Raw genomic sequence first — 20,992 nt, forward strand, 5'->3', positions numbered from 1 at the left:
GTGATGATGTTACATTTCCTTGGGATATTATTCGCTTCTGATTGCTGTCTTGTAACAAGAATTGCTCCCGGCGCCTTGGCCAAAGGTTGCGGTTCTCCGGAAATCCGGCCAGAAGCATCAATGGGCTGAATGACGATCGGACAGCTCGCAATCATAGGCTTGAACCAAATACGGGAGACTATTGGGTGGCTCGCATCACATTGAGACAATTGCTCGACCATGCCGCCGAACACGGCTATGGCGTGCCTGCCTTCAACATGAACAATATGGAACAGGGCCTTGCCATCATGGAGGCGGCCGAGGACACCAAATCGCCTGTCATCCTGCAGGCGAGCCGCGGCGCCCGCGCCTATGCCAACGACGTCGTGCTGGCCAAGCTGATCGACGCGCTGGTCGAGATCCATCCCGATATCCCGGTCTGCATGCATCTCGACCATGCCAACAACGAAGCCACCTGCGTGACCGCGATTCAGCACGGCTTCACCTCGGTGATGATGGACGGATCGCTGAAGGAGGACGGCAAGACGCCGGCCGATTACGACTATAATTCCGGCATCACGCGGCGCGTCGTCGATATGGCGCATTGGGGCGGCGTATCGGTGGAAGGCGAGATCGGCGTTCTCGGATCCCTGGAGATGGGCGGCGGCGAACAGGAAGACGGCCACGGCGTCGAGGGTGCCGTCAGCCACGACCAGCTGCTGACCGATCCGGAGCAGGCGGTGCAGTTCGTCAAGGACACGCATGTCGATGCGCTGGCCGTCGCCATGGGCACCAGCCACGGCGCCTACAAGTTCTCGCGCAAGCCGGACGGCGCGGTGCTCGCCATGAACGTGATCGAGGAGATCCACCGCCGCCTGCCGAACATGCACCTAGTCATGCACGGCTCATCCTCGGTGCCGGAAGAGCTGCAGGAGATCATCAACAAATATGGCGGCCAGATGAAGCCGACATGGGGTGTGCCGGTCGAGGAGATCCAGCGCGGCATCAAGCACGGCGTGCGCAAGATCAACATCGACACCGACAACCGCATGGCGCTGACCGGCGCGATCCGCAAGGTGCTGACCGAGAACCCGAGCGAGTTCGACCCGCGCAAATATCTGACGCCGGCAATGGCCGCCATGAGGAAGCTGTGCAAAGAGCGCTTCGAGCAGTTCGGCACCGCCGGCAACGCCCCCAAGATCAAGCCACTGTCGGTCTCGGAAATGGCCAAGCGCTACAAGTCGGGCAGTCTCGACCCGAAATTCGGCTGACGTATTCTGGTTCTGAACAGGAGCCGCATCGGCTCCTGTTCATCTATCCTGCTCGTGGCAAGAGTGCCGCCCTGCCGGTCTCGATAAACGGCGCCCAGTAGTCGACCGACTCGCGGATCATGGCGACGACCTGGTGGTCGACCGGCTCGCGTTCGCGGAACGACAGTTCGAGGCAGATCTCGTTGTCGACGCCGCCGCCGCGCCGAACCGTCTCCAAAAATTTTTCCGGGGTGATGCGGCCGTCCTTGTTGTGGGCGGCGATGAATGGCCAATGGCCGCCCTTGTTCATCGACGACTGCTTGACGTGGATGATCGGCGATACCCTGGGAAAGGCTTCGGCCCAGGCATAGGGGTCGATGTCGGCCGGGTTGCTCGAGGTGACGTCGCCATGGTCGATATCGACCATCATCTTCAACGGGATGGCCATGCCGGCCGCTTCGATCTGGTTGTGCAGGGCCCGGCAGCTCTCGATCGTGTGGCCGAATTCGCGGCCGACCGACATCGGCTCCCAGAACAGATAGGTTAATCCGGCCGCCTTGGCGTGCTCGGCGACCTCGCGCCAGCATTCCAGCGCGATCTCGAAAAGCCGCGCGCGACGCTCGGGATCGTCGAAATCCCTGTGCGTGAAGATCGCGAACTGCGTGCCCATGCCGCTGGCGCCGAGCTCAGCCGAAATGTCGGAAAAGGTCTTGAACCAATCGACATAGTAGCGGCGCACGTCGGCGTCGGGATGGCCAAAATGGTTGAGCCGCCCGTAGGGGCCGGTCATGCCCGACGTCACGCGCACGCCGGTGCGGTCGAGCGCCGTGCGGAACAGGCGGACGAATTTCGAGATCGTCGCCGCCGGCCAGCCGGGATTGACGAATTCATGCGTGAGCTGCACGTCCCGGATGCCGATGTCGTAGGCGATCGCGTCGATCAGATCGTCCGGTTCGGCAAAACGGTTGACCAGCGGATTGGTGTTGAGGGAAAGCGTAAAAGTCATCAGCCTGCCCTCACCAGTCGGCCAACGCACCAGTCCTCGAAGGCGGCTCTTTCCGCGGCGGACAGATGCAGGCCGTGCTTGGTGCGCCGTTCGAGAATATCAGCAGCGGTCAGCGCCCATTCATGCTCGAACAAATAACTCGCCTCGCGTTCGAAAAAATCCTTGCCGAAGCACCGCCCCAGTTCGGTGAGCGACCTGGACGCACCGACGAGAACGCGCGTCCTGGTGCCGTAGAGCCGGCCGTAGTGCTTGACCAGCGATGCCGGCATCCAGGGATATTCGCGGCCGACATCGCCGAGAAACTGCTCGAAATCGGCGTTGGCGATATCGCCGCCCGGCAGGTAGCCTTTCGACGTCCATGGCTTGCCCATTTTCGGAAAGAACGGGGCGATCCGGTCCAGCGCATGTTCGGCCAGCTTGCGGAAGGTGGTGATCTTGCCGCCGAAGACGGAGAGCAGCGGCGCCTGCCCGACTGAGGCGTCGAGTTCGAAAATATAGTCGCGCGTCACCGCGCTCGGATTGTCGGCGTTGTCGTCATAGAGCGGCCTGACGCCCGAGAACGAGTAGATGACATCATCGCGCGCAAGCCCGCGCTTAAAGTAGCGGTTGACCACCTTGATCAGGTAGTCGACCTCGCTGGCATCCGCCGCTACGTCTTCCGGCCGCCCATCATAGGGAATATCGGTGGTGCCGATCAGGGCCAGGTCGTTCTGGTAGGGATTGATGAAGATCACGCGCTTGTCGCTGTTCTGGATGAGATAGGCCTGCCGCCCTTCCCAGAATTTCGGCACGACGATGTGGCTGCCCTTGACCAGCCGGACATTCCGCTTGGAGTTCTGGCCGGCCACGCGGTTGATGATGTCGTTGACCCAGGGACCGGCGGCGTTGATCAGCGCACGCGCCCGAACCGTGGTCCTGACGCCGGATCGGCTGTCGCGCATCTCGACCGACCACAGGTCGTTTTCACGGCGGGCGGCGGTGCAGGCGGTCCGGGTGAAGATCTTGGCTCCCCGTTCCGCAGCGTCGAGCGCATTGATGATGACGAGACGGGCGTCGTCGACCCAGCAATCGGAATATTCGAAACCGCGCTTGAACGCATCCTTGATCGGTGCGCCTTCGGGCGCGGTGCGCAGGTTGAGCGTGCGGGTGCCCGGCAGCCGCTTGCGGCCGCCGAGATGATCGTAGAGGAACAGGCCGAGCCGGACCAACCAGGCCGGCCGGTCGTCCGGGCTGTGCGGCAGCACGAAGCGCATCGGCCAGATGATGTGCGGCGCCGATTCAAGCAGCACTTCGCGTTCGATCAGCGCCTCGCGCACCAGCCGGAATTCGTAGTATTCGAGATAGCGCAGGCCGCCATGGACGAGCTTTCCCGATCGCGAACTGGTGCCTTCGGCGAGATCGTCTTTTTCGCACAGGATGACGGAAAGCCCGCGGCCGACTGCGTCGCGCGCGATGCCGGCGCCATTGACGCCACCGCCGATGACGAACAGATCGACGATTTCAGTGGCGCCGCTCATCTCGCCGGATCCTCTATGCCTGGATTGCGTTTCATGGCTGCCGCGACCTTCAGCACGGGTTGACCGGTGGGAGCCCGACGATGAAGCGGCGCACCTCTTCGGCCGCCTGCTCGGCCGCATAGGTCACCGTGCGCACCGACGCGCCGGCGATATGCGGCGTCAAGGTGACATTCAAAAGCTGCAGCAGCGGCCAGTCGGCAGGCACCGGCTCGACCGCAAAGGTCTCCAGCATGGCGCTGCCGATATGGCCAGAGACCAGCGCATCGTAGAGCGCGTCGTAGTCGACCAGCGGCCCGCGCGCGGTGTTGACGAAAATCACCCCCGGCTTCATCCGGGCGATGGTGTCCTTGTTGATCAGGCCTCGGGTTTCCTCGGTCACCCGGGGATGAAGCGTGATCACGTCGGAGCGGGACAGAAGCTCGTCCAACGCGACCAGTTCGACGCCGGCATTGCGGTCTTCGACGCTCAATTGCACATAGGGATCGGTGACCAGGATGCGGCAGCCGAAGGCGCGCAGCAGGCGGACAACCTTGGTGCCGATATTGCCATAGCCGATGACGCCGACGGACATTTCGTTGAGCTCGCGGCCGGTGCGGTCGGCGCGGTAGAGATCGCCGCGCCATTCCCCCTTGCGCAATGCTTCGTGCCCGACCCGGATCAGCCGCGTCTCGGCAAGGATCGCACCGATGGTGAACTCGGCCACAGCACTTGCATTGCGGCCGGGCACATTGACGACGGTGATGCCGTGGGCCTTGGCGGCAGCCATGTCGATGTTGATCGGGCCGCCGCGCGAGACCGCAACCAGCTTCAGCGCAGGCAGACGCTGCATCATGGTCTCGGAGAGCGGCGCTAGCTGGGTGACGAAGATCTCGGCGTCGCCAATGAAATCGACCACCTCGTCCGGATCGCCAAAATACTCCTTCACCTTGTCCAGGCCGAGCGCCGCATTGCCGAATTCCATCGGCTCGTCGGGCCAGGCCGCCTCAAGAGTGCGAATGTCGAGATTGTCGCCGCAGGCTTCCTCGATTTTCTCGCGAAAAACCTTGGGAAGCATGAAGCGGTCGCCTACGATTGCAATCTTCTTACGCATGCTCGACTTCTCAGTTTGCCCTGGATGCGGCCATCGATCGCCAGACCGGCCGCAGCGCCTCATGCGCCAATGTGTAGGACGGAACCGCCCGCTCATAGATCGCTGCAAGTTTTCGGTCGCTCGGTTCCGCCGCGCCAAGCAGCGGCGTGACCCATTCGCCGACGCATTCGTCCATCGACCTGTATCGGCCGACGCAGACCGCAGCGATCATCGCGGCGCCCGCCGCACCGGCTTCCTCGCGTTGGCTGGTGCGAATATCGGCGCCGACGGCAGCGCCCAGGATCTTGCGCAGAGCCGGGCTTCTGGCGGCGCCGCCGGTCAGCCGAATTTCGCTCGGCAGCGGTCCCATGGCGGCGTAGCAATCGCGCGACGCGAATGCCAGCCCCTCAAAAACAGCGCGGACCATATCGGCATAACCGTGCCGCGACGAAATGCCGACGAAACCGGCCCTGGCGTTGGCATCGACGAACGGCCCGCGCTCGCCGGCCTCCGACACATAGGGCTGATAGAGCAGCGAGGCCGGTTCAGATGACGATATCCATTCGTCGACCAGCGCGATCATCTCGCCATTGCTGCGGGTGATGCCTTGCGAGGCGAGAATACCGGATGCGAGGCTAAGGACCCAATCGATGTTGAGTGTCGCTGCCATGTTCGACTGCATCTGCGCAAAGACGCCGGGCACCGGCATCGTCATCGTATAACCGGTCCTGGCCTCGTTGAGCAGCACCTCGTCCGGCGTCTGCGCAAGCCGCATATGCATGCCGGTGGAGCCGATGATGGAGCAGCCGGGCTTGCGCTCGCGGTCGAGCAGGCCGGCGCCGAGCGCGGTGCAGGCGACGTCGACATAGGCCAGCACCACCGGCGAACCGGAAAGCAGCCCGGTCGCTTCGGCAGCCGCCGCCGACAGGCCGGCGCTATGCCTGGTGCCGTCGACGATCGGCGGCAGCAGATGCCTGAGATCGGCGACGCCGAGCACCTCAAGCACCTCGTCGCAATAGCCGCGGGTGCGGAAGTCGCCAAAGGTGAAGGTGCCCTCGGACGGATCGGTGGCGCGTTCGCCGGTCAGCTTGAAATAAAGCCAGTCCTTGCAATGGAATGCCGTCGCGGCGCCAGCAAGCCTGTCAGGCGCGTTGCGCTTCATGAAGGCAAGCTGCGGTCCCTGCTGGCAGGCGGCGAGCCCGCTGCCGGTCTTTTCGAAGCGAAGCTGATCATCGGGCCGCGCGCGGATCTCCTCGACGATGGCGGCAGCGCGCGCGTCGAGCCACAGCCAGCCCTTGGCGACCGGCTCACCGTCCTTGTCGATCAGCCAGGTGCCGTCGCCCTGCCCGGTCACGGCGATCGCAATGGTGCGGCTGGCAAGGTCCGGCACCATGTCGGCAAGCTGGCGCAATGTGGTCGTGGTATCGGCCCAAGTGCGCGCCATATCCTGCTCGGCGCCGCCGCCCGGCAAGGTCTCGTACCGGTTCGGCACCGCCGCAGCCGCGAGTTGCCGGCCCGCCGTGTCGAAGGCGACAGACTTGATGACAGACGTGCCGGCGTCTATGCCGATCAGCACATCCCGCATCAGGCAAGCTCCATGCCGTGCGAAATGGCCATGCCGCTGGATTGATCGAAGACGTGCAGGTTTTTCGGATCGATGCTGATGTTGATCGGCGCGCCAAGCTCCAGCCGGGTCCGGTCATGTTCGACCAGGACCAGCGAGCCGCCGGCGAAATCCGCGGCGATATGGGTCTGGTCGCCGAGCCATTGGTTGGCCGAAACCGTCGCCGGCACGCCGTCCTTCGAGCGGCGAACCGCATAGGGCCTGATACCGATGACGACCCGCTCGCGTTTGAGCAATTCGTCGCGAACCGAGCCGCTGAACGCGTCCTTGTCATAGTCGAGTGAAAGCCCGTCGGGCAGTCGCAGATTGATCTTGTCGGCAGCCGTGCCGACATAGGCCTCGAAGACATTCATCGGCGGCTCGCCGACGAAGGTGCCGGTGAACAGGTTGGCCGGCCGCTGCTTGAGCATATCGGGCGTATCGAACTGCTGCAGCACGCCGCCTTCCATCACCGCGATCCGGTCGGCCAATGCATTGGCCTCGGTCTGGTCGTGGGTGACCAGGATCGCGGTCAAGCCGCGCTCCTTGATGAAGTGCTTGATGCGGCCGCGCAGCACCGCGCGAAGCTGCGGCTCGAGCTGGCCCATCGGTTCGTCCAGCAGATGCAGGTCGGCCTCGCGGATCAGCGCCCGGCCGAGGCTGGCGCGCTGCTGCTGGCCGCCGGAGATGGAACTCGGATAGCGTTCAAGAATGTCCTCGATCTCGAGCAGCTTGGCGATGCTGGCAACTTTCGCGTCGACCTGACTTTTCGGCAGCCTGGCCGCCTTCAGCGCAAACGCAATGTTCTCGCGCACGGTCAGCGGCGGATACAGCGAATAGCCCTCGAACGCCATCGCCACATTGCGCTTGACCGGCGGCAGCGCATGCACCTTGCGGCCGGCAACCGAGATGGTGCCGCGCGAGACCTCTTCGAAGCCGGCGATCATGCGCAATGTCGAGGTCTTGCCGCAACCGGACGAGCCGAGGAGTGCGACGATCTCGCCTTTGTCGATTTCCATCGTCAGATTCTGGACAGCGTGCACACCTCGGTCGATCGGGCCGTAGAATTTGTCGACGCCGGAAATGGTGAGTGCGCTCTGACTCATGCCGCTTCTCCGCTGCGCAAATTGACGACGTTTTTCGAGCCGATACGGTCGCCACTGGCACGATCGAACAGCAGGGCGCTTTTGCCGTCGACTGCGATATTGGCCCTGCCCTCGGTTTGACCCGGTGTTCCGGCCGGCCGGGAGACCAGTATTTCGCGGCCGCGCACGGTCCGCACCAGCGTGACGATCTTTTCGTTGAGCGGCGTCTCCGCCTCGACGGTCACCGGAATGGCAGCGGGTGTTCCTTCGTCGACGAAGCGCAGCGCTTCGGGCCGCAAGCCGATCACGCAATCGCGGCCGACCGTCGCGTCATAGGCGCCGGTCAGGTGGACCTGGACATTCGACAGGCCGACATAGATGCCCTTGGCATCGCGCGACGGCTTGACGTCGAGCAGGTTGATTGTCGGATCGCCGAACAGCCGCGCGATCTCGATGTTGGCCGGCTCGCGATAGATCTGCTCGGGCGTGCCGAGCTGCTTGATGACGCCTTGCGACATCACCGCGATGCGGTCGCCGAGCGCCATCGCCTCCTTATAATCCTGGGTGACGTAGACGACGGTCGCGCCGCGATCGGCCAGCAGCCTCGGCAGTTCGAGCCGCATTTCGAAGCGCAGTTTGGCATCGACGTTGCGCAGCGGGTCGTCGAGCAGCAGCACCGGCGGCGAGCCGACCAGAGCGCGGGCGAGCGCGGTGCGCTGCTTCTGGCCGTTGGACAGCGCCCGTGGCTTATGGCTGAGCACGTGGCCGATCTTCAGCAGCTTGGCGACGCTCTCGACGCCCGCCTTCATCGCACCTTGCGACGATCGCTTGGCCTGCAGCGGCGTGGCGATGTTGTCGAAGGCGGTCATGTGCGGAAACAGCGCGAAATTCTGGAATGCCATGCCGACGCCGCGGAACTCGGCGTCAAGATCGGTCATGTCCTCGCCGCCGATGAAGATCTTTCCCTCATCAGGGTCGATGACGCCGGCGACGAGCCGCAGCAGCACCGTCTTGCCGGCGCCGGACGGTCCGAACAGGACCAGGGTTTCGCCGTCGGCGACGCTCAGCGACAGATTGTCGAGCACAGTCTGGCTCTTGTAGCGCTTGACGACATTTCGCAGTTCGAGGCTGGCCATCGGAGCTATCCTTTCACCGCGCCGAGCGACAGGCCTTCGACGAGATAGCGCTGCGCATAGAGGGCAAGCGCCAGCGTCGGGGTGATCGACAGCACGATCGCCGCCGAGATCTGGCCATACTGGATGCCGGAGGAGGTGATGAAGGCCAGCGCGCCGACCGTCACCGGCTGCTTGTCGGCCGAAGCGAGCACGAGCGCGAAGATGAAATTGTTCCAGGCGAAGATGAAGGCGAGCAGGCCGGCAGCCGCGATGCCGGGGCCGGCAAGCGGCAGCGCGATCTTGCGGAAGGTGGCGAACCAGGAATGGCCGGCGATGCGATAGGCGTATTCGATGTCGGCCGGGATGTCCTCGAAATAGCCGCGCACGATCCACAGGATCAGCGGCAGGCAGATCAGCTGATAGACCCAGATCAGCCCGATATAGGTGTTGGCCAGTCCAAGCTTCTGGAAATAGAGGGTCAGCGGCAGGAGCACCAGCAGCGCCGGCGCGAACCGGAACGACAGCAGCGTGAAGGCAATGTCCTCCGAGCCGCGGAACTTATGCCGGGCAAAGGCGTAAGCGGCGGGAACGCCGAGCAGCAGCGCGACGGCGACCGAGGTGACCGACAGGAACACCGAATTCCACAGGTTACGCATGAAGGCGATGTCGAGCGTGCCGGCCGCCGTGGTCAGCTTCCCGGTGATCAGCGCGGTGTAGTTGGCCAGCGTCGGCTTGAAGACAAGCTGCGGCGGAATCCGCAGGATAGTCTCGTTGGTCTGGAACGACATCATGAGGATCCAGACGATCGGGAACATGAAGAAGACAACGACCAGCGTCAGCGCTATGCCACGCAGGATGCGTTCGAGAAGCGAGGTGTGTTCCATCCCGGCCTCCTATGCCTGGCCGCGGGCGCGTTCGCGCAGCCGCAGCCAGTTCTTGATGAAGATGTTTGAGAGGAAATAGGTGATCGCCCACAGGATGATCATCAGCGCCGCCGAGCGGCCGACATTGGTCGACTGGAAGAAGTTGAGGTAGGCCTCGACCTGGAAGACGGTCAGCGTGTCGCCCGGACCGCCCTGGGTCATGGCATAGATGATGTCGAACTGCTGGATGGAATCCAGCAGGCGAAACAGCGTCGCCGTCAGGATGTAGGGCGTCAGCATCGGCAAGGTGATGCGGAAGAACACGAAACTCCGCGGCACGCCGTCAAGTGCCGCCGCCTCGAAGGGCTGCGTCGGCAGGCTGCGCAGGCCGGCAAGCAGCAGGATCATGATGAAGGGCGTGTAGACCCAGATATCGACAAGGACCACCGTGAAAAGCGCAGTCGACGGCGACGAGGCCCAGCGGAAATCCTGCAATCCGATCAGGCTGGCGAGATAGCTCAGCACGCCAAAGCCGGGATTGGTCATCAGCTTCCACATCAGCGCGGCAAGCGCCGGCGCCGTCATCAGCGGCATCAACAGCATGATCGAGATGAAATTGTTCAGCGTCGAGCGCTTCTGCAGCAGCATGGCGATGCCGAGACCGAGAAGCAGTTCGAGCAGCACGGTGATGCCGGCATAGAGCAGCGATATCTCCAGCGTGTTCCAGAACCTCGGGTCGGTGAAAAAGGAGATGTAGTTGTCGCCCCAGTTGAACTGCCGCGCCCAGGGCTGGCTCAGCCTGTAGCGCTGGAACGAATAGACGACCGATGTGAAGAACGGGATCAGGATGCCGATGCAGACGAGCAGGGCCGGCAGGCTGAGCACATAGGGCAGCACTTTCTTGCTGATCCTGAAGCCGGAAGGCCTGTTTCTTTGCATTGTCGCCGCAGTCATCGTGGCTCACCCGTCATCTCTGTTGCTTCGTCCTGCCGGCCGCCCAGGGAGCTAGGCGGCCGGTTGGGCGAGTGGCGGCACCGCCGTTGTTTGAGCATCGGATTTTCCCAAAACCGGTTTCCACTTTTGGGTCCGATGCTCCAGGCGCCGCTTCGCAGTGGAATGGCCGGCTGGCCCGCAGCAGCGGGCCGGCCGGCCGCCAGGACTCAGCCGAGCCCGGCTTCCTTGAGCTGGCCGTCGACGCTGGTGGCCAGCATGTCGAGGCCTTCATCGATCGGCACTTCCTTGGCCACCATCTTCTGCAGCGTCGCCGCCCATTCGGTGGTCAGATCGAAGAACAGCGGCTGCGGGGTGAACTTGATGCTGGCGCCGGGCGCCGAGACGTCGAACATCTCGACATAGCCCGGATAGCTCTTGTTCAGCTTCTCGCGGAACATCTGGTCGTTCCAGACCGACTGGCGCACCGGATTGACGAAGTCCATCTTGGTCGCACCGAACAGTGCATGCTCGGGCCCGGATGCCCACTGCATGAAGTACCAGGTGGCGTCCTTGTCCTTGGAGAAATTGGACATCGACAGCGACCAGATCCAGATGTTGGGCGTCGGCGCCTTGGCGGCGGGATTGGCCTTGAAGGCCGAGAAGGCGAGCTTGCCGGCCATCTTGTTGTCGCCGCCATTCATGAAGTAGCCGAGGATGTCGGCGTCGAAAATCATTGCCGAGGCGCCGGCGCCGAGATCGGTGCCGACCTGATACCAGGTGTAGGTCGACCAGTCCTTGGGGCCGCTCTCCTGGATCATCTGGACCCACTGCTTGTGGAAGGCCTTGGATTCGGCGGTGTTCATCGCGGCCGACAATTTGCCGTCGGCCGAGACGTTCAGGTCCTTCTGGTCAAAGTTGGCGTAAGCCGAGAGGAAGCCGGGATGGATCGTCGCCCAGGAGCGCGAGCCGCGCACGCCGACGCCGTAGACGCCACCACCGACATCCTTGGTGAGCTTGGCCGCCGTGGCGACCATCTCGTCCATATTGCCGGGAACGCTGACCCCGACCTTGTCGAACATGCCCTTGTTGTAGGTGATGTTGTTCTGTTCGAAGCCCCACGGAATGCACCACTGCTTGGCGTCGTCGGAACCGAGCACGCCGCCGGGCTGGCCGTTCCAGGCGCAGGACTTCCTGACGCCGGGCAGGAAGTCGTCCCAGGCATAGTTCACGTTGGTCTTGGTCGGATCCTTGATCCACTCGTTGAGGTCGGTGATCCAGCCGGCCGGGCCGTAAGTCCAGGTCATGTAGGCGCCGGTCATGAAGGCATCGTATTCGGGCGAGCTGGCCGACAGCGCAGCGGTGACCTTGTCGAAATAGACGTCTTCGGGAAACACGTCATAGATGACTTCCATGCCGGTCAACTTCTTGAAGTTTTCGAGGTTGGCGATCATCGCATCGGCGTAAGGATGCTTGTTGAGCAAGAGCTTGATGGTCTTGCCCCTGTGCGCCTGCCAGTCGAAATCTGCCGCCAGTGCACGGGTCTGCCCCAGATTGAGCAGCGTTCCGGCCGTGCCGGCGGCAAGGCCCATTGCGCCAAGGCCCTTGATCAGCCCACGACGATCGACTTGTCCGCGCAGGAACGCGTCGATCAGGTCTTTTTCTTTCTCATGCATTTGTCTTCTCCTCCACAGGGTAGTTTCAATCGAATGGCTGCCGGCTACCCGACCGGCGTCTGCTCCACGAGTTTTCGCGCCGTCCGCTCATCGGTGACCAGGCCCTTGAGATAGCGGCCCTCCAACACCGATTTGATGGCACGAACCTTCACCTTGCCGCCGGCAACGGCGACAATCCTGCGATTGCTGATGTCTTCGCGCGCCAGCGCCAGCGCCCGGTTGGAAAGCGTCGTCTCGACCGCCTTTCCAGCGTCATCGAAGAAATGGCCGAGCAGTTCGCCGACACCGCCGTTGCGGCGGATCTCCTCCATTTCGCCCTTCTCGATCATGCCTGTGGCGACCAGCGACGCCTCGCGCTCGGCGGTGCCGATGCCGGCGATGAGCAGGTCGGCGGCCTTGCCGAGATCGAAAACCTCGCTGATGCCCTTCTGCCCGAGCAGCACGGTTCGATCCTCGACCGTGTTGGCGAACATCGGCACCGGCATAACATAGGCTTCGGCGCCGGTCCGTTCGGCCAGACGGTGAATGACGTCGTGCGGATTGGCCGAGAACTTGCGCGTCAGGCCGCCAAGCAGTGAGACGAAGCGGGTCTTTTCGGCAGATATGCGCGGCAGATATTCGACGCAGGCGGCCAGCGTGCGGCCGTGACCGACACCGATCAGCGTATCCTCGCCGCGTTCGATCTCACGCTTGAGAAATTGCGCGCCGGCGATGCCGAGCGCCTTGAGCGGCAAGTCTTCGCCATCGAAGTCGGGAACGACCTCGCAATAGTCGAGGCCGTAGCGGCTGGACAAATCGTCTTCAAGCGCGACGCATTCCGACACTTCGCCGTCGATATAGACTTTGACCAGCCCTTCCTGATTGGCCTTGGTGATGAGGCGATGCGCCTTGAGGCTGGTCAGGCCAAGCCGCTTGGCGACCTCCGACTGGGTCAGGCCGCCAGCATAATGAAGCCAGGCGGCACGCGTCGCCATACTGGTTTCATCGTCGCGCAGGAGGCCGTTTCCAAAACCAACCATTTCCGCCCTAAGATATTTTTATCAGCTGGTGCAAAATTTTTCACAAGGTGTCGCAGGAGTCAAGCGCTGCGTGGTTCAAATCACCATGAGAGGGCAAAAAAGGCCTGCTGGAGCGCCATCGTGCAGGGCGGTGCCAGTCTGAAATGCCATGCCTGTCGACCTGAATGGCAAAGGCTGAACGGCTCGCTCCAAGCGAACCAGTTGCATGGCCGCTAAAGCCTGCTCCCGTTCACTGAGCGCATAACTGAGCTGACCGACGCCAAACGCCGTTTTGCTGAAAATGCTCTGCCCGCCGAATGGCGGTGGACCTCGCTTGCGGATCAGGCGAATACAGGGGCAGAGAAGTATCAATCTTCACATTGCGAGAGCTACAATAATTCTTCACGAACGGCTATCTATCCTGGCAACAGGCGTTTGGTTCGAGTCACGAGGGGCGCGGCTTGGAATTCGATTTGAAGATCATTGAGGCGCTTGCTCCCGATCAGGCGTCGCTGAGCGCCGCCTCCAAGCTGACCAAACGATCGAACTGGCCGCGGCTCGAAAAGAATGAGCAGCAGGCGCTCATCTGGGGCGAATGCCAAGGCTCCGGCTCCAATCCATATCGGGTGGTGGTCGACAGGGGCGATCACGGCTACAAATGCACCTGCCCGTCGCGAAAATTCCCGTGCAAGCACACGCTGGCGCTGATGTGGATTGCCGCTACCGCGCCAGCCAGTTTTGCCGCGGCCGAATCCTCGCCGGAATGGGTGAATGACTGGCTTGGCCGGCGCAGGAAGACGACGCCACCGCCAGCGCAACCGATAGAAGGTGCGGCAGCCAAAAGCATTGATGAGGCTGCCCGGACGGACGAGAGCGCCGCCGTCGAAGACGTTGCGGCGGTGGAGCGTCGTGAGGCAGCGCAGCGCAAGCGGGCGGAAGACACACGACAAGCAGTGTCGGCGGCGCTCGATGAACTCGATCAATGGATCGCCGATCAGTTGCGGCTTGGTCTGTCCGGGTTTGTCGACGGCAGCAGCGACCGTTGCCGCCGGATTGCCGCGCGGCTGGTCGACATGAAGGCAACCGCGCTTGCCGGTCGCATCGACGAGATCCCTTCGCGGCTGATGGCGCTGCGCAGCGAGGAAAGACCGGATGCGGCGATCCGTGAGCTTGGCAAGCTGGTGCTGCTGGCCAAGGCGTGGCGGTCGGCACCCGACGACCCAGAGCTGAAGCGCCTCGTATCGACCTCTGAAACCCGCGAACAGGTCCTGGCCAATCCGGATGCAAGACGGGTCGAAAGCTTCTGGGAGGTTCTGGGCGAGAAGATCGAGAGCCGCCGTGACGGTCTCGTCAGCCATTCGACCTGGCTGCTCGATCTGAAGAGCGCTACCCCGCAATTTGCCGTGCTGCTCGATTACTTTCCGGCTTCTGCCGGACGCCGGTCCAACGCTTTTGCACCGGGCGATCGTTTCGATGCCCGGCTGGTCTTCTATCCATCACGCAAGCCGCTTCGCGCACTGGTGGCAGAACGCATGGGTGAAGTGACGTCCGGCGCGTGGCCTGATTTCAGCTTTGGCACTGCAAAGGACCCACTCGCCGGGCATGCTTCCTATCAGGATGCTGCGCCTTGGATTACCGACTGTCCTCTCATGCTGCCGCCTGGTGCGATCCTGGTCGACGACCGCGGCACAGGCTGGTGGCAGGCCGCGGATGATCCGCAAGGGATCGCCTTGCCGATCGCCGGCGCTGTCAATCAAACATTGCTCGGCCTCGACCTTGCGGCCACGGCAGCGCTCTGGGATGGCGCCCGGCTTGACCTTCTGGCGGCGCAAAGCGGATTCGGGAGGCTTGACCTGTCGTGAACGAGGGCGAGCAAACAGGCCTGGCGGCAATGCGCGATTGCTGGATCACCGGCGGAGCCACCTTCGATCTGGCTCCGACCGCCTGGAAGACGATCGCCGGCGGTGCAAGTCCCGACGAGCAGGAGCGCCGGCTCCTGGCAATCGCAGCACAAGCGCTCGACGTCGCCCTGCGGCCGGCGGCGCCGAAGACGCTCAGGCGCCGGCCGCCGCTGCCCAGGCTTGCGCTCCCGATGCTGCCGGAGCGGTTGCGGCCGCTGTTGAGAGCTGCTCTGAAACATGCCGTCGACGCGAGACGCAAGACGCGCGTGGTGACGCTTGTCGCCAGCCGCGGCTTTGTCCTCCATCCGATGGACTGGATGCCCGTCGCGTCGGATCAGAACAGTCCGGACGTCTACGCTCCCTGGATCGACTGGCAAGCAAGCGTGGAGGGGGAGAGACATGCCCCGCAAGAGAAACTGACGGCGGAAAATTGGGATGAGTTCTATCCCGCCGCGCGACGCATCGCGCTGGCAGAGATGCGCCGCAGTGGACCGGCTTCGGCTCGACTGCTGGTCGAGGCCAAGGCTTCGGGCGAGCCCGCCGAGGTCAGGCTTGCGCTGATCGAACTCATGCGCTTCGGCCTGAATCCTGAGGACGCGCCGTTCCTTAAAAGCCTCTCCGCCGACAGGTCCGGCAAGGTGCGCGAACTGGCTGGCCGGCTGCTGGCAAGGCTGGGGGAGCACGGCCGTTCAAACGATGGCGGACCGGATGATCCCGCAGCTGAACTCGCCGCTTTCATCAGCGAAGGCAAATCCGGCTTCATCCGCCGCCGCAGCATCTACACGCCGGCGAAGTTGAAATCGCCGGCGCAGGAAAAGCGTCGCGCCGAATTGTTCGAGACCTGCAATCTGGTCGACCTGGCCGCGCGGTTCAGTGCTACCGAACCCGAATTCATAGGAGCCTGGCAATTCGGCGCCGACAACAATGCCGACATGCTGATCGCACGAATGGTCGCCGCTTCGGGGAGCGACGCCGCGGTAACGCATATGGCGGACGCACTTGTCGCCGATGGCGGCAAGCCAGCGCTGTTCGTACTGCACCTCACGCCGCGCCTGGACAGTCGCAGAAATCGAGCCCTCGTCCGGCTGATCCTCAAGCAAGCGAATTACCTCAACGCGATCAATCTGGCGGAAGGCATTGATGCTGGCTGGCTGGAATGGGACGATCTTTCGAATGGGTCGGCTCTTGCGGCGCTGCGTTCCGCCGTTGCGGGAAACGACGACGCCATGCGGCGGGGCGCCGACGATATACTGGAAACGATCGGCTTCCTTGCCACGGCGACCACGGCGGCAAAATTGATCGACGAGGTCGTCGCAGCCGGCATGCCGCCCGCAGCCCCATCACTCAGTGTCCTGCGTCTCAACGCGGCGCTGGCCGAACATCAGTCTAGAACCGACACATGATCAATCCGGAGAATTCATATGAACGCTGCCATCCGTCTCCCGGTCGAGCAGGCCTATGCCTCTGAATTGCAGGCGCTGGCGCGCGGTGACGACAGGCAAAAGCCTGCCGGCTGGAGCCTCTCGCCACAAGCTGTGCTCACTTATCTGCTGGGCGGGAAGGCCGGTGACGGCACGCCGGTAACGCCAAAATATGTCGGTCGCCGCCGACTGATGGAGACCGCGGTGGCAACGCTCGCCACCGACCGCGCACTGTTGCTGCTCGGCGTTCCCGGAACGGCCAAGTCCTGGGTGTCGGAACATCTGGCCGCCGCCATCATGGGCGACTCGACGCTGATCGTGCAGTGCACGGCCGGCACCGACGAGAACCAGATCCGCTATGGCTGGAACTATGCACAACTTCTGGCAAAGGGCCCGAGCCAGGAAGCATTGGTGCCGACGCCGCTCTACCGCGCCATGCAGACCGGCAAGCTCTGCCGCCTCGAGGAACTGACGCGCATGGGCTCGGACGTGCAGGACACGCTGATCACCGTGCTTTCCGAAAAGATGATGCCGATCCCGGAATTGAACACATCGATCTATGCCCAGCGCGGCTTCAACATCATTGCCACGGCAAACAATCGGGACAAAGGTGTGAATGAACTCTCCTCGGCACTCAAGCGTCGCTTCAATGTCGTGGTGCTGCCATTGCCGGAAGACATGGCTGAAGAGGTGGCGATCGTCTCCAAACGGGTCGATGAGATGGCCGGCGGGCTCGACCTGCCGGTGCCGAAAAATGTCGGCGAAGAGATAGCCCGGGTATTGACCATCTTCCGTGAATTGCGGTCCGGTGCGACCGCCGACGGCAAGGTGACGCTGAAGACGCCCTCGGGCTCGCTGTCGACCGCCGAGGCGATCGCGACGATGGTTGGCGGGCTGAGCCAGGCGGCGTGGTTCGACAGCGGCAAGCTCGGCGCCGAAGGTCTCGCCGCCAGCCTTGTCGGCGCGATCGTGAAAGACCCGGTACAGGACAAGGCAGTGCTTGAGGAATATCTGGAAACAGTGCTCAAGAAGCGGCCTGACTATGCCGGCTACTATGCGGCCTTGAACGCAGCGATCTGACGCGTCATGGGGCACAGCGACGTCGCCTATTTCGGCATACGCCATCACGGGCCGGGTTCCGCCGACAGCCTTGTGCAGGCATTGCAAGATTTGCAGCCGGTCGCCGTGCTGATCGAGGGGCCGATCGATGCCTCCGCGCTACTGCCGTTGCTGGCCCGCCCGGAGATGCAGCCGCCGGTAGCACTGCTTTGTTATCCGGAGGAGGAACCGGCTTCGACAAGCTTCTGGCCATTCGCCGAGTTCTCGCCGGAGTATCAGGCGGTCCTTTGGGCCGTGGACAACGAGGCGGCGTTGCGCTTCATCGACCTGCCGTCGTCGGCGCGCTTCTCGGAAGCGGCGGTCGACGGCGCGGAAAAAGTCGATGCTGACGAAGCGAAGGAACCAAGCGAGCGTGATGATGTGGCTCCGCATCGGCGTGATCCGATAGGCACGCTGGCCCGCGCCGCCGGCTATGAGGATGGCGAAAGCTGGTGGTCGGACATCATCGAGCAGAATCCGGAACCAGGCCCCATATTCGCGGCCATCTCCGACGCGATGATGACGCTGAGGGATGGTGAAGGCTCGATCGCGCAGTATGAGGCCCAGCGCGAAGCGCACATGCGCCTCGAAATCGCCGCGGCGCGCAAGGAATTCGACGGACCTATCGCCGTCGTCTGCGGGGCGTGGCATGTGCCGGCACTGCAGGCGACACACCCGCAGAAAAGCGATGAAGCCCTGCTTAAGGGGATTGCAAGGCGCAAGAGCACCATGACATGGGCGCCGTGGACGGGACCGCGTCTGGCGCTGGGCTACGGCTATGGCGCGGGCGTCGTCGCACCCGGCTGGTGCAAGCATCTCTGGCGCACGCGCGGCCGGCGCGATGCAGCAACCTTGTGGCTTGCCATGATTGCAGCGGTGCTGCGGGTGAAGGGTCACCTGGTCTCGACCGCTTCGCTGATCGAAGCGGAGCGGCTCGCCCGCACGCTCGCCGCGATTCGCGAGCGGCCGAAACCCGGGTTTGAGGAATTGCGCGACGCCGCAATTGCGGCCCTGTTCAATGGCGAAGCGTTGCTGTGGGCCCTGGTCGAGGCCGAGCTGCTTCTAGGTGCGGACGTCGGCGAAATTCCACCCGACACGCCGTTGGCGCCGTTGATCGAGGATCTGCAGCGCAACCAGAAAGCGGCGCGGCTGAAACCTGAAGCACTGGAGCGGGAACTATCCGTCGACCTGCGAAGCGACAGCGGGCTGTTTCGTTCGACATTGCTGCATCGGCTGAACGTGCTTGGTGTGCGTTGGGGCAAGTTGACGGACGCCGGTCGCAGCCGTGGCACCTTCCGCGAGCGGTGGACTTTGGCCTGGGAGCCGGAATATGCGGTTCGCCTGGTGGAGAACCTGATCTACGGGCCGACCATCGAAAAGGCTGCCAACGGCCGCCTGATCCAGATGATCGAAGCCGCAGCAACCCTCGATACTCTTGCGGCACTGGTCCAGGGCGCCATCACGGCAGGCCTGTCGGAAGCATCGACGGCCGGCCTCGCGGCCCTGGAGGCGCGCGCGGCGCGCAGCAGCGAATGCCTGGAGATTCTGGCCTCGGTGCCGCCGCTCGCCGACATCATCCGCTACGGCGAGGCCCGCAAAACGGAGACGAACCGGCTTTCAGGCCTCATGGAGCGGCTGATCGTCGAAGGTGCGATCGCGCTTCCCTATGCGGCACGCGACCTGGATGAGCAGGCCGCCGCGACGCTGGCTAGCGCGATGCGCAAGGCCGACGAGGCGATCAGGCTGGTCGAGCCCGGGGAAGACGTGCTGAACGGATGGCGCAACGGGCTGGCTGCCGTGCTGGAGGGGTCAAGGGCGACGGCGCTGCTGGCCGGATGCGCCGCGCACCTGCTCTACGAGGCCGGCCGCCTGTCCGCCGAAGCCGCAGCCGGGCTGCTTGGGCGACGCCTGTCGCCGGGCACGCCAGTCGCCGAGGCGGCGGGGTTCTTCGAGGGCTTCTTCAGTACAGCCGGTCAACGGCTGATCTATGACGAAGGTCTGCGCGGCGCGGTCGATTCCTGGCTCAAATCTCTCGACGAAGATGCTTTCATCGCGCACCTGCCGTTGCTGCGCCGCGTCTTTTCCAATCTGGACAGCATGGAGCGCCGGCGGCTGATCGAAGCGGTTCTCGGCCGCGCCGCGCGCTTGCCGGCTGGCCTGACGCCGACGCCGGATGGCGGCGAGGCATGGCGCCGACACCTGGAACGGCTTGGACCATTGCTCATGGCAGGAAACGGCAATGGATGACGAGGGCGAAATGAACGGGCCCGGCCCACGCACGGCCGATGCCGGAGGGGAGCGCCGCTGGCGCCTGGCGATCGGCGCCGATGACGAGGCGTCGGCGGCACTTTCCAGCGACGACAAACGACTTTCGGCGGCACTTGATGCTCTCTACGGCGATGGTGCCAGCGCGGCGGCCAGTGACCCGCGCAAGCGGCGTGGCGGGCTTGGCCGCTCGGCACCGCGCGTTGCGCAATGGATGGGCGACATTCGCTCCTTCTTTCCCGCGCAGGTCGTTCAGATTGTCCAGAAGGACGCTTTCGAACGGCTGGACCTGAAGCAGATGCTGATGGAGCCGGAGTTCCTCAAGGCGATCGAGGCGGACGTCAACCTGGTCGCCGACCTGATTTCGCTGCGTTCGGTTATGCCGGCCAAGACCAGCGACATCGCCCGCACGATCATCGCCGACATAGTCGCCAAGCTGATGCAGAAGCTGGAGCAGAAGACCGCCGAGGCGATACGCGGCGCGCTCGACCGATCGAAGCGCACCAACCGTCCGCGTGCGCGCGATATCGACTGGCAGCGCACCATCTCGGCGAACCTTCGCCACTACCAGCCCGAGCACAAAACTATCGTGCCGGAGAAGCTGGTTGGTTTCATGCGCAAGCAGCGCCGGCTGGTCGATCTTGACGAAGTCGTTCTCTGCGTCGACCAGTCCGGCTCGATGGCAAGCTCGGTCGTCTATGCCTCGATCTTCGCCGCGGTGATGGCCTCGCTGCCGGTCGTGCGCACCAAGCTCGTCTGTTTCGATACGGCCATCGTCGACCTTACCGAAGAACTCAGCGATCCCGTCGAAGTTCTGTTCGGCGTGCAGCTTGGCGGCGGCACCGATATCAACCAGGCCGTCGCCTATTGCGCCGACCGTATCGAGCGGCCAACCAAGTCGCATCTGGTGCTGATCACCGACCTCTACGAAGGCGGCAATGGACAGGAGTTGCTGCGGCGGCTGGCGGCGCTGGTTCGATCCGGCGTCAATGTCGTCGTACTTCTGGCACTGACCGACCAAGGCCGGCCCGGCTACGATCCGGCAATGGCAGGTTCGGTCGCCGCACTTGGCATTCCGGTCTTCGCCTGCACGCCGGATCTGTTCCCGGACATGATGGCGGCGGCATTGCGCCGGGAAGATATCGGCGCCTGGGCCGCGGGAGCCGACATCAAGCTGGTTCGCGCCGAGGCCGAGGCGCCTGGGGCGAACGAGTGA

General features: G+C 63.5%; 16 protein-coding genes. 6 read left to right on the plus strand and 10 right to left on the minus strand.

The window, feature by feature from the left end; all coding sequences use genetic code 11:
- Positions 1 to 185 precede the first annotated feature (185 nt).
- On the plus strand, positions 186 to 1,250 hold the full coding sequence (fba, locus tag BQ8794_RS26440) for a class II fructose-bisphosphate aldolase (protein ID WP_077381710.1): 1,065 nt from the start codon (positions 186 to 188) through the stop codon (positions 1,248 to 1,250).
- A gap of 43 nt (positions 1,251 to 1,293) precedes the next feature.
- Here fba and BQ8794_RS26445 read toward each other — a convergent pair whose 3' ends face one another.
- The 10 genes from BQ8794_RS26445 to BQ8794_RS26490 all read right to left on the minus strand — a co-directional run bounded on the left by BQ8794_RS26445 (position 1,294) and on the right by BQ8794_RS26490 (position 13,112).
- On the minus strand, positions 1,294 to 2,235 hold the full coding sequence (locus BQ8794_RS26445) for a sugar phosphate isomerase/epimerase family protein (RefSeq protein WP_077381501.1): 942 nt from the start codon (positions 2,233 to 2,235) through the stop codon (positions 1,294 to 1,296).
- Complete coding sequence (locus BQ8794_RS26450) at positions 2,235 to 3,752, minus strand: glycerol-3-phosphate dehydrogenase (protein ID WP_077381502.1); 1,518 nt, start codon at positions 3,750 to 3,752, stop codon at positions 2,235 to 2,237. Before BQ8794_RS26450 ends, BQ8794_RS26445 begins: the two co-directional genes overlap by 1 nt.
- A 49-nt stretch (positions 3,753 to 3,801) precedes the next feature.
- On the minus strand, positions 3,802 to 4,842 hold the full coding sequence (locus BQ8794_RS26455) for a 2-hydroxyacid dehydrogenase (protein WP_077381503.1): 1,041 nt from the start codon (positions 4,840 to 4,842) through the stop codon (positions 3,802 to 3,804).
- A gap of 10 nt (positions 4,843 to 4,852) precedes the next feature.
- Positions 4,853 to 6,406: an FGGY-family carbohydrate kinase gene (locus BQ8794_RS26460; protein ID WP_077381504.1), complete on the minus strand. Its 1,554-nt coding sequence runs from the start codon at positions 6,404 to 6,406 to the stop codon at positions 4,853 to 4,855.
- Entirely contained in the window at positions 6,406 to 7,530 is a 1,125-nt protein-coding gene (locus BQ8794_RS26465; RefSeq protein ID WP_077381505.1) for an ABC transporter ATP-binding protein, read from the minus strand. The genes BQ8794_RS26460 and BQ8794_RS26465 overlap by 1 nt, the downstream gene beginning before the upstream one ends.
- The gene (locus BQ8794_RS26470) at positions 7,527 to 8,645 is read right to left on the minus strand and encodes an ABC transporter ATP-binding protein (RefSeq protein ID WP_077381506.1); all 1,119 of its coding nucleotides are present in this window, start codon (positions 8,643 to 8,645) and stop codon (positions 7,527 to 7,529) included. The genes BQ8794_RS26465 and BQ8794_RS26470 overlap by 4 nt, the downstream gene beginning before the upstream one ends.
- 5 nt (positions 8,646 to 8,650) lie before the next feature.
- Complete coding sequence (locus BQ8794_RS26475; protein ID WP_027152563.1) at positions 8,651 to 9,508, minus strand: carbohydrate ABC transporter permease; 858 nt, start codon at positions 9,506 to 9,508, stop codon at positions 8,651 to 8,653.
- A 9-nt stretch (positions 9,509 to 9,517) separates the two neighbouring features.
- The gene (locus BQ8794_RS26480; RefSeq protein WP_077381507.1) at positions 9,518 to 10,441 is read right to left on the minus strand and encodes a carbohydrate ABC transporter permease; all 924 of its coding nucleotides are present in this window, start codon (positions 10,439 to 10,441) and stop codon (positions 9,518 to 9,520) included.
- Positions 10,442 to 10,647: 206 nt separating this feature from the next.
- Positions 10,648 to 12,093, minus strand: a complete 1,446-nt coding sequence (locus BQ8794_RS26485; RefSeq protein ID WP_077381508.1) for an ABC transporter substrate-binding protein — start codon at positions 12,091 to 12,093, stop codon at positions 10,648 to 10,650.
- Between the two features lie 44 nt (positions 12,094 to 12,137).
- Positions 12,138 to 13,112: a sugar-binding transcriptional regulator gene (locus BQ8794_RS26490; protein WP_027152561.1), complete on the minus strand. Its 975-nt coding sequence runs from the start codon at positions 13,110 to 13,112 to the stop codon at positions 12,138 to 12,140.
- Between the two features lie 452 nt (positions 13,113 to 13,564).
- Between BQ8794_RS26490 and BQ8794_RS26495 the strand changes: the two genes are divergently transcribed.
- Genes BQ8794_RS26495 through BQ8794_RS26515 form a run of 5 tightly spaced genes read left to right on the plus strand, consistent with a single transcriptional unit; the run spans position 13,565 to position 20,992 of the window.
- Complete coding sequence (locus BQ8794_RS26495; protein ID WP_244555102.1) at positions 13,565 to 14,953, plus strand: SWIM zinc finger family protein; 1,389 nt, start codon at positions 13,565 to 13,567, stop codon at positions 14,951 to 14,953.
- The gene (locus BQ8794_RS26500) at positions 14,950 to 16,395 is read left to right on the plus strand and encodes a DUF5691 domain-containing protein (protein WP_077381510.1); all 1,446 of its coding nucleotides are present in this window, start codon (positions 14,950 to 14,952) and stop codon (positions 16,393 to 16,395) included. Before BQ8794_RS26495 ends, BQ8794_RS26500 begins: the two co-directional genes overlap by 4 nt.
- An 18-nt stretch (positions 16,396 to 16,413) precedes the next feature.
- Entirely contained in the window at positions 16,414 to 17,493 is a 1,080-nt protein-coding gene (locus BQ8794_RS26505) for an ATP-binding protein (RefSeq protein WP_077381511.1), read from the plus strand.
- A gap of 6 nt (positions 17,494 to 17,499) precedes the next feature.
- Positions 17,500 to 19,758: a DUF5682 family protein gene (locus BQ8794_RS26510; protein WP_077381512.1), complete on the plus strand. Its 2,259-nt coding sequence runs from the start codon at positions 17,500 to 17,502 to the stop codon at positions 19,756 to 19,758.
- On the plus strand, positions 19,751 to 20,992 hold the full coding sequence (locus BQ8794_RS26515; RefSeq protein ID WP_077381513.1) for a VWA domain-containing protein: 1,242 nt from the start codon (positions 19,751 to 19,753) through the stop codon (positions 20,990 to 20,992). The genes BQ8794_RS26510 and BQ8794_RS26515 overlap by 8 nt, the downstream gene beginning before the upstream one ends.

Origin of the sequence: Mesorhizobium prunaredense (assembly GCF_900156895.1) — a bacterium.
Lineage (GTDB): Bacteria > Pseudomonadota > Alphaproteobacteria > Rhizobiales > Rhizobiaceae > Mesorhizobium > Mesorhizobium prunaredense.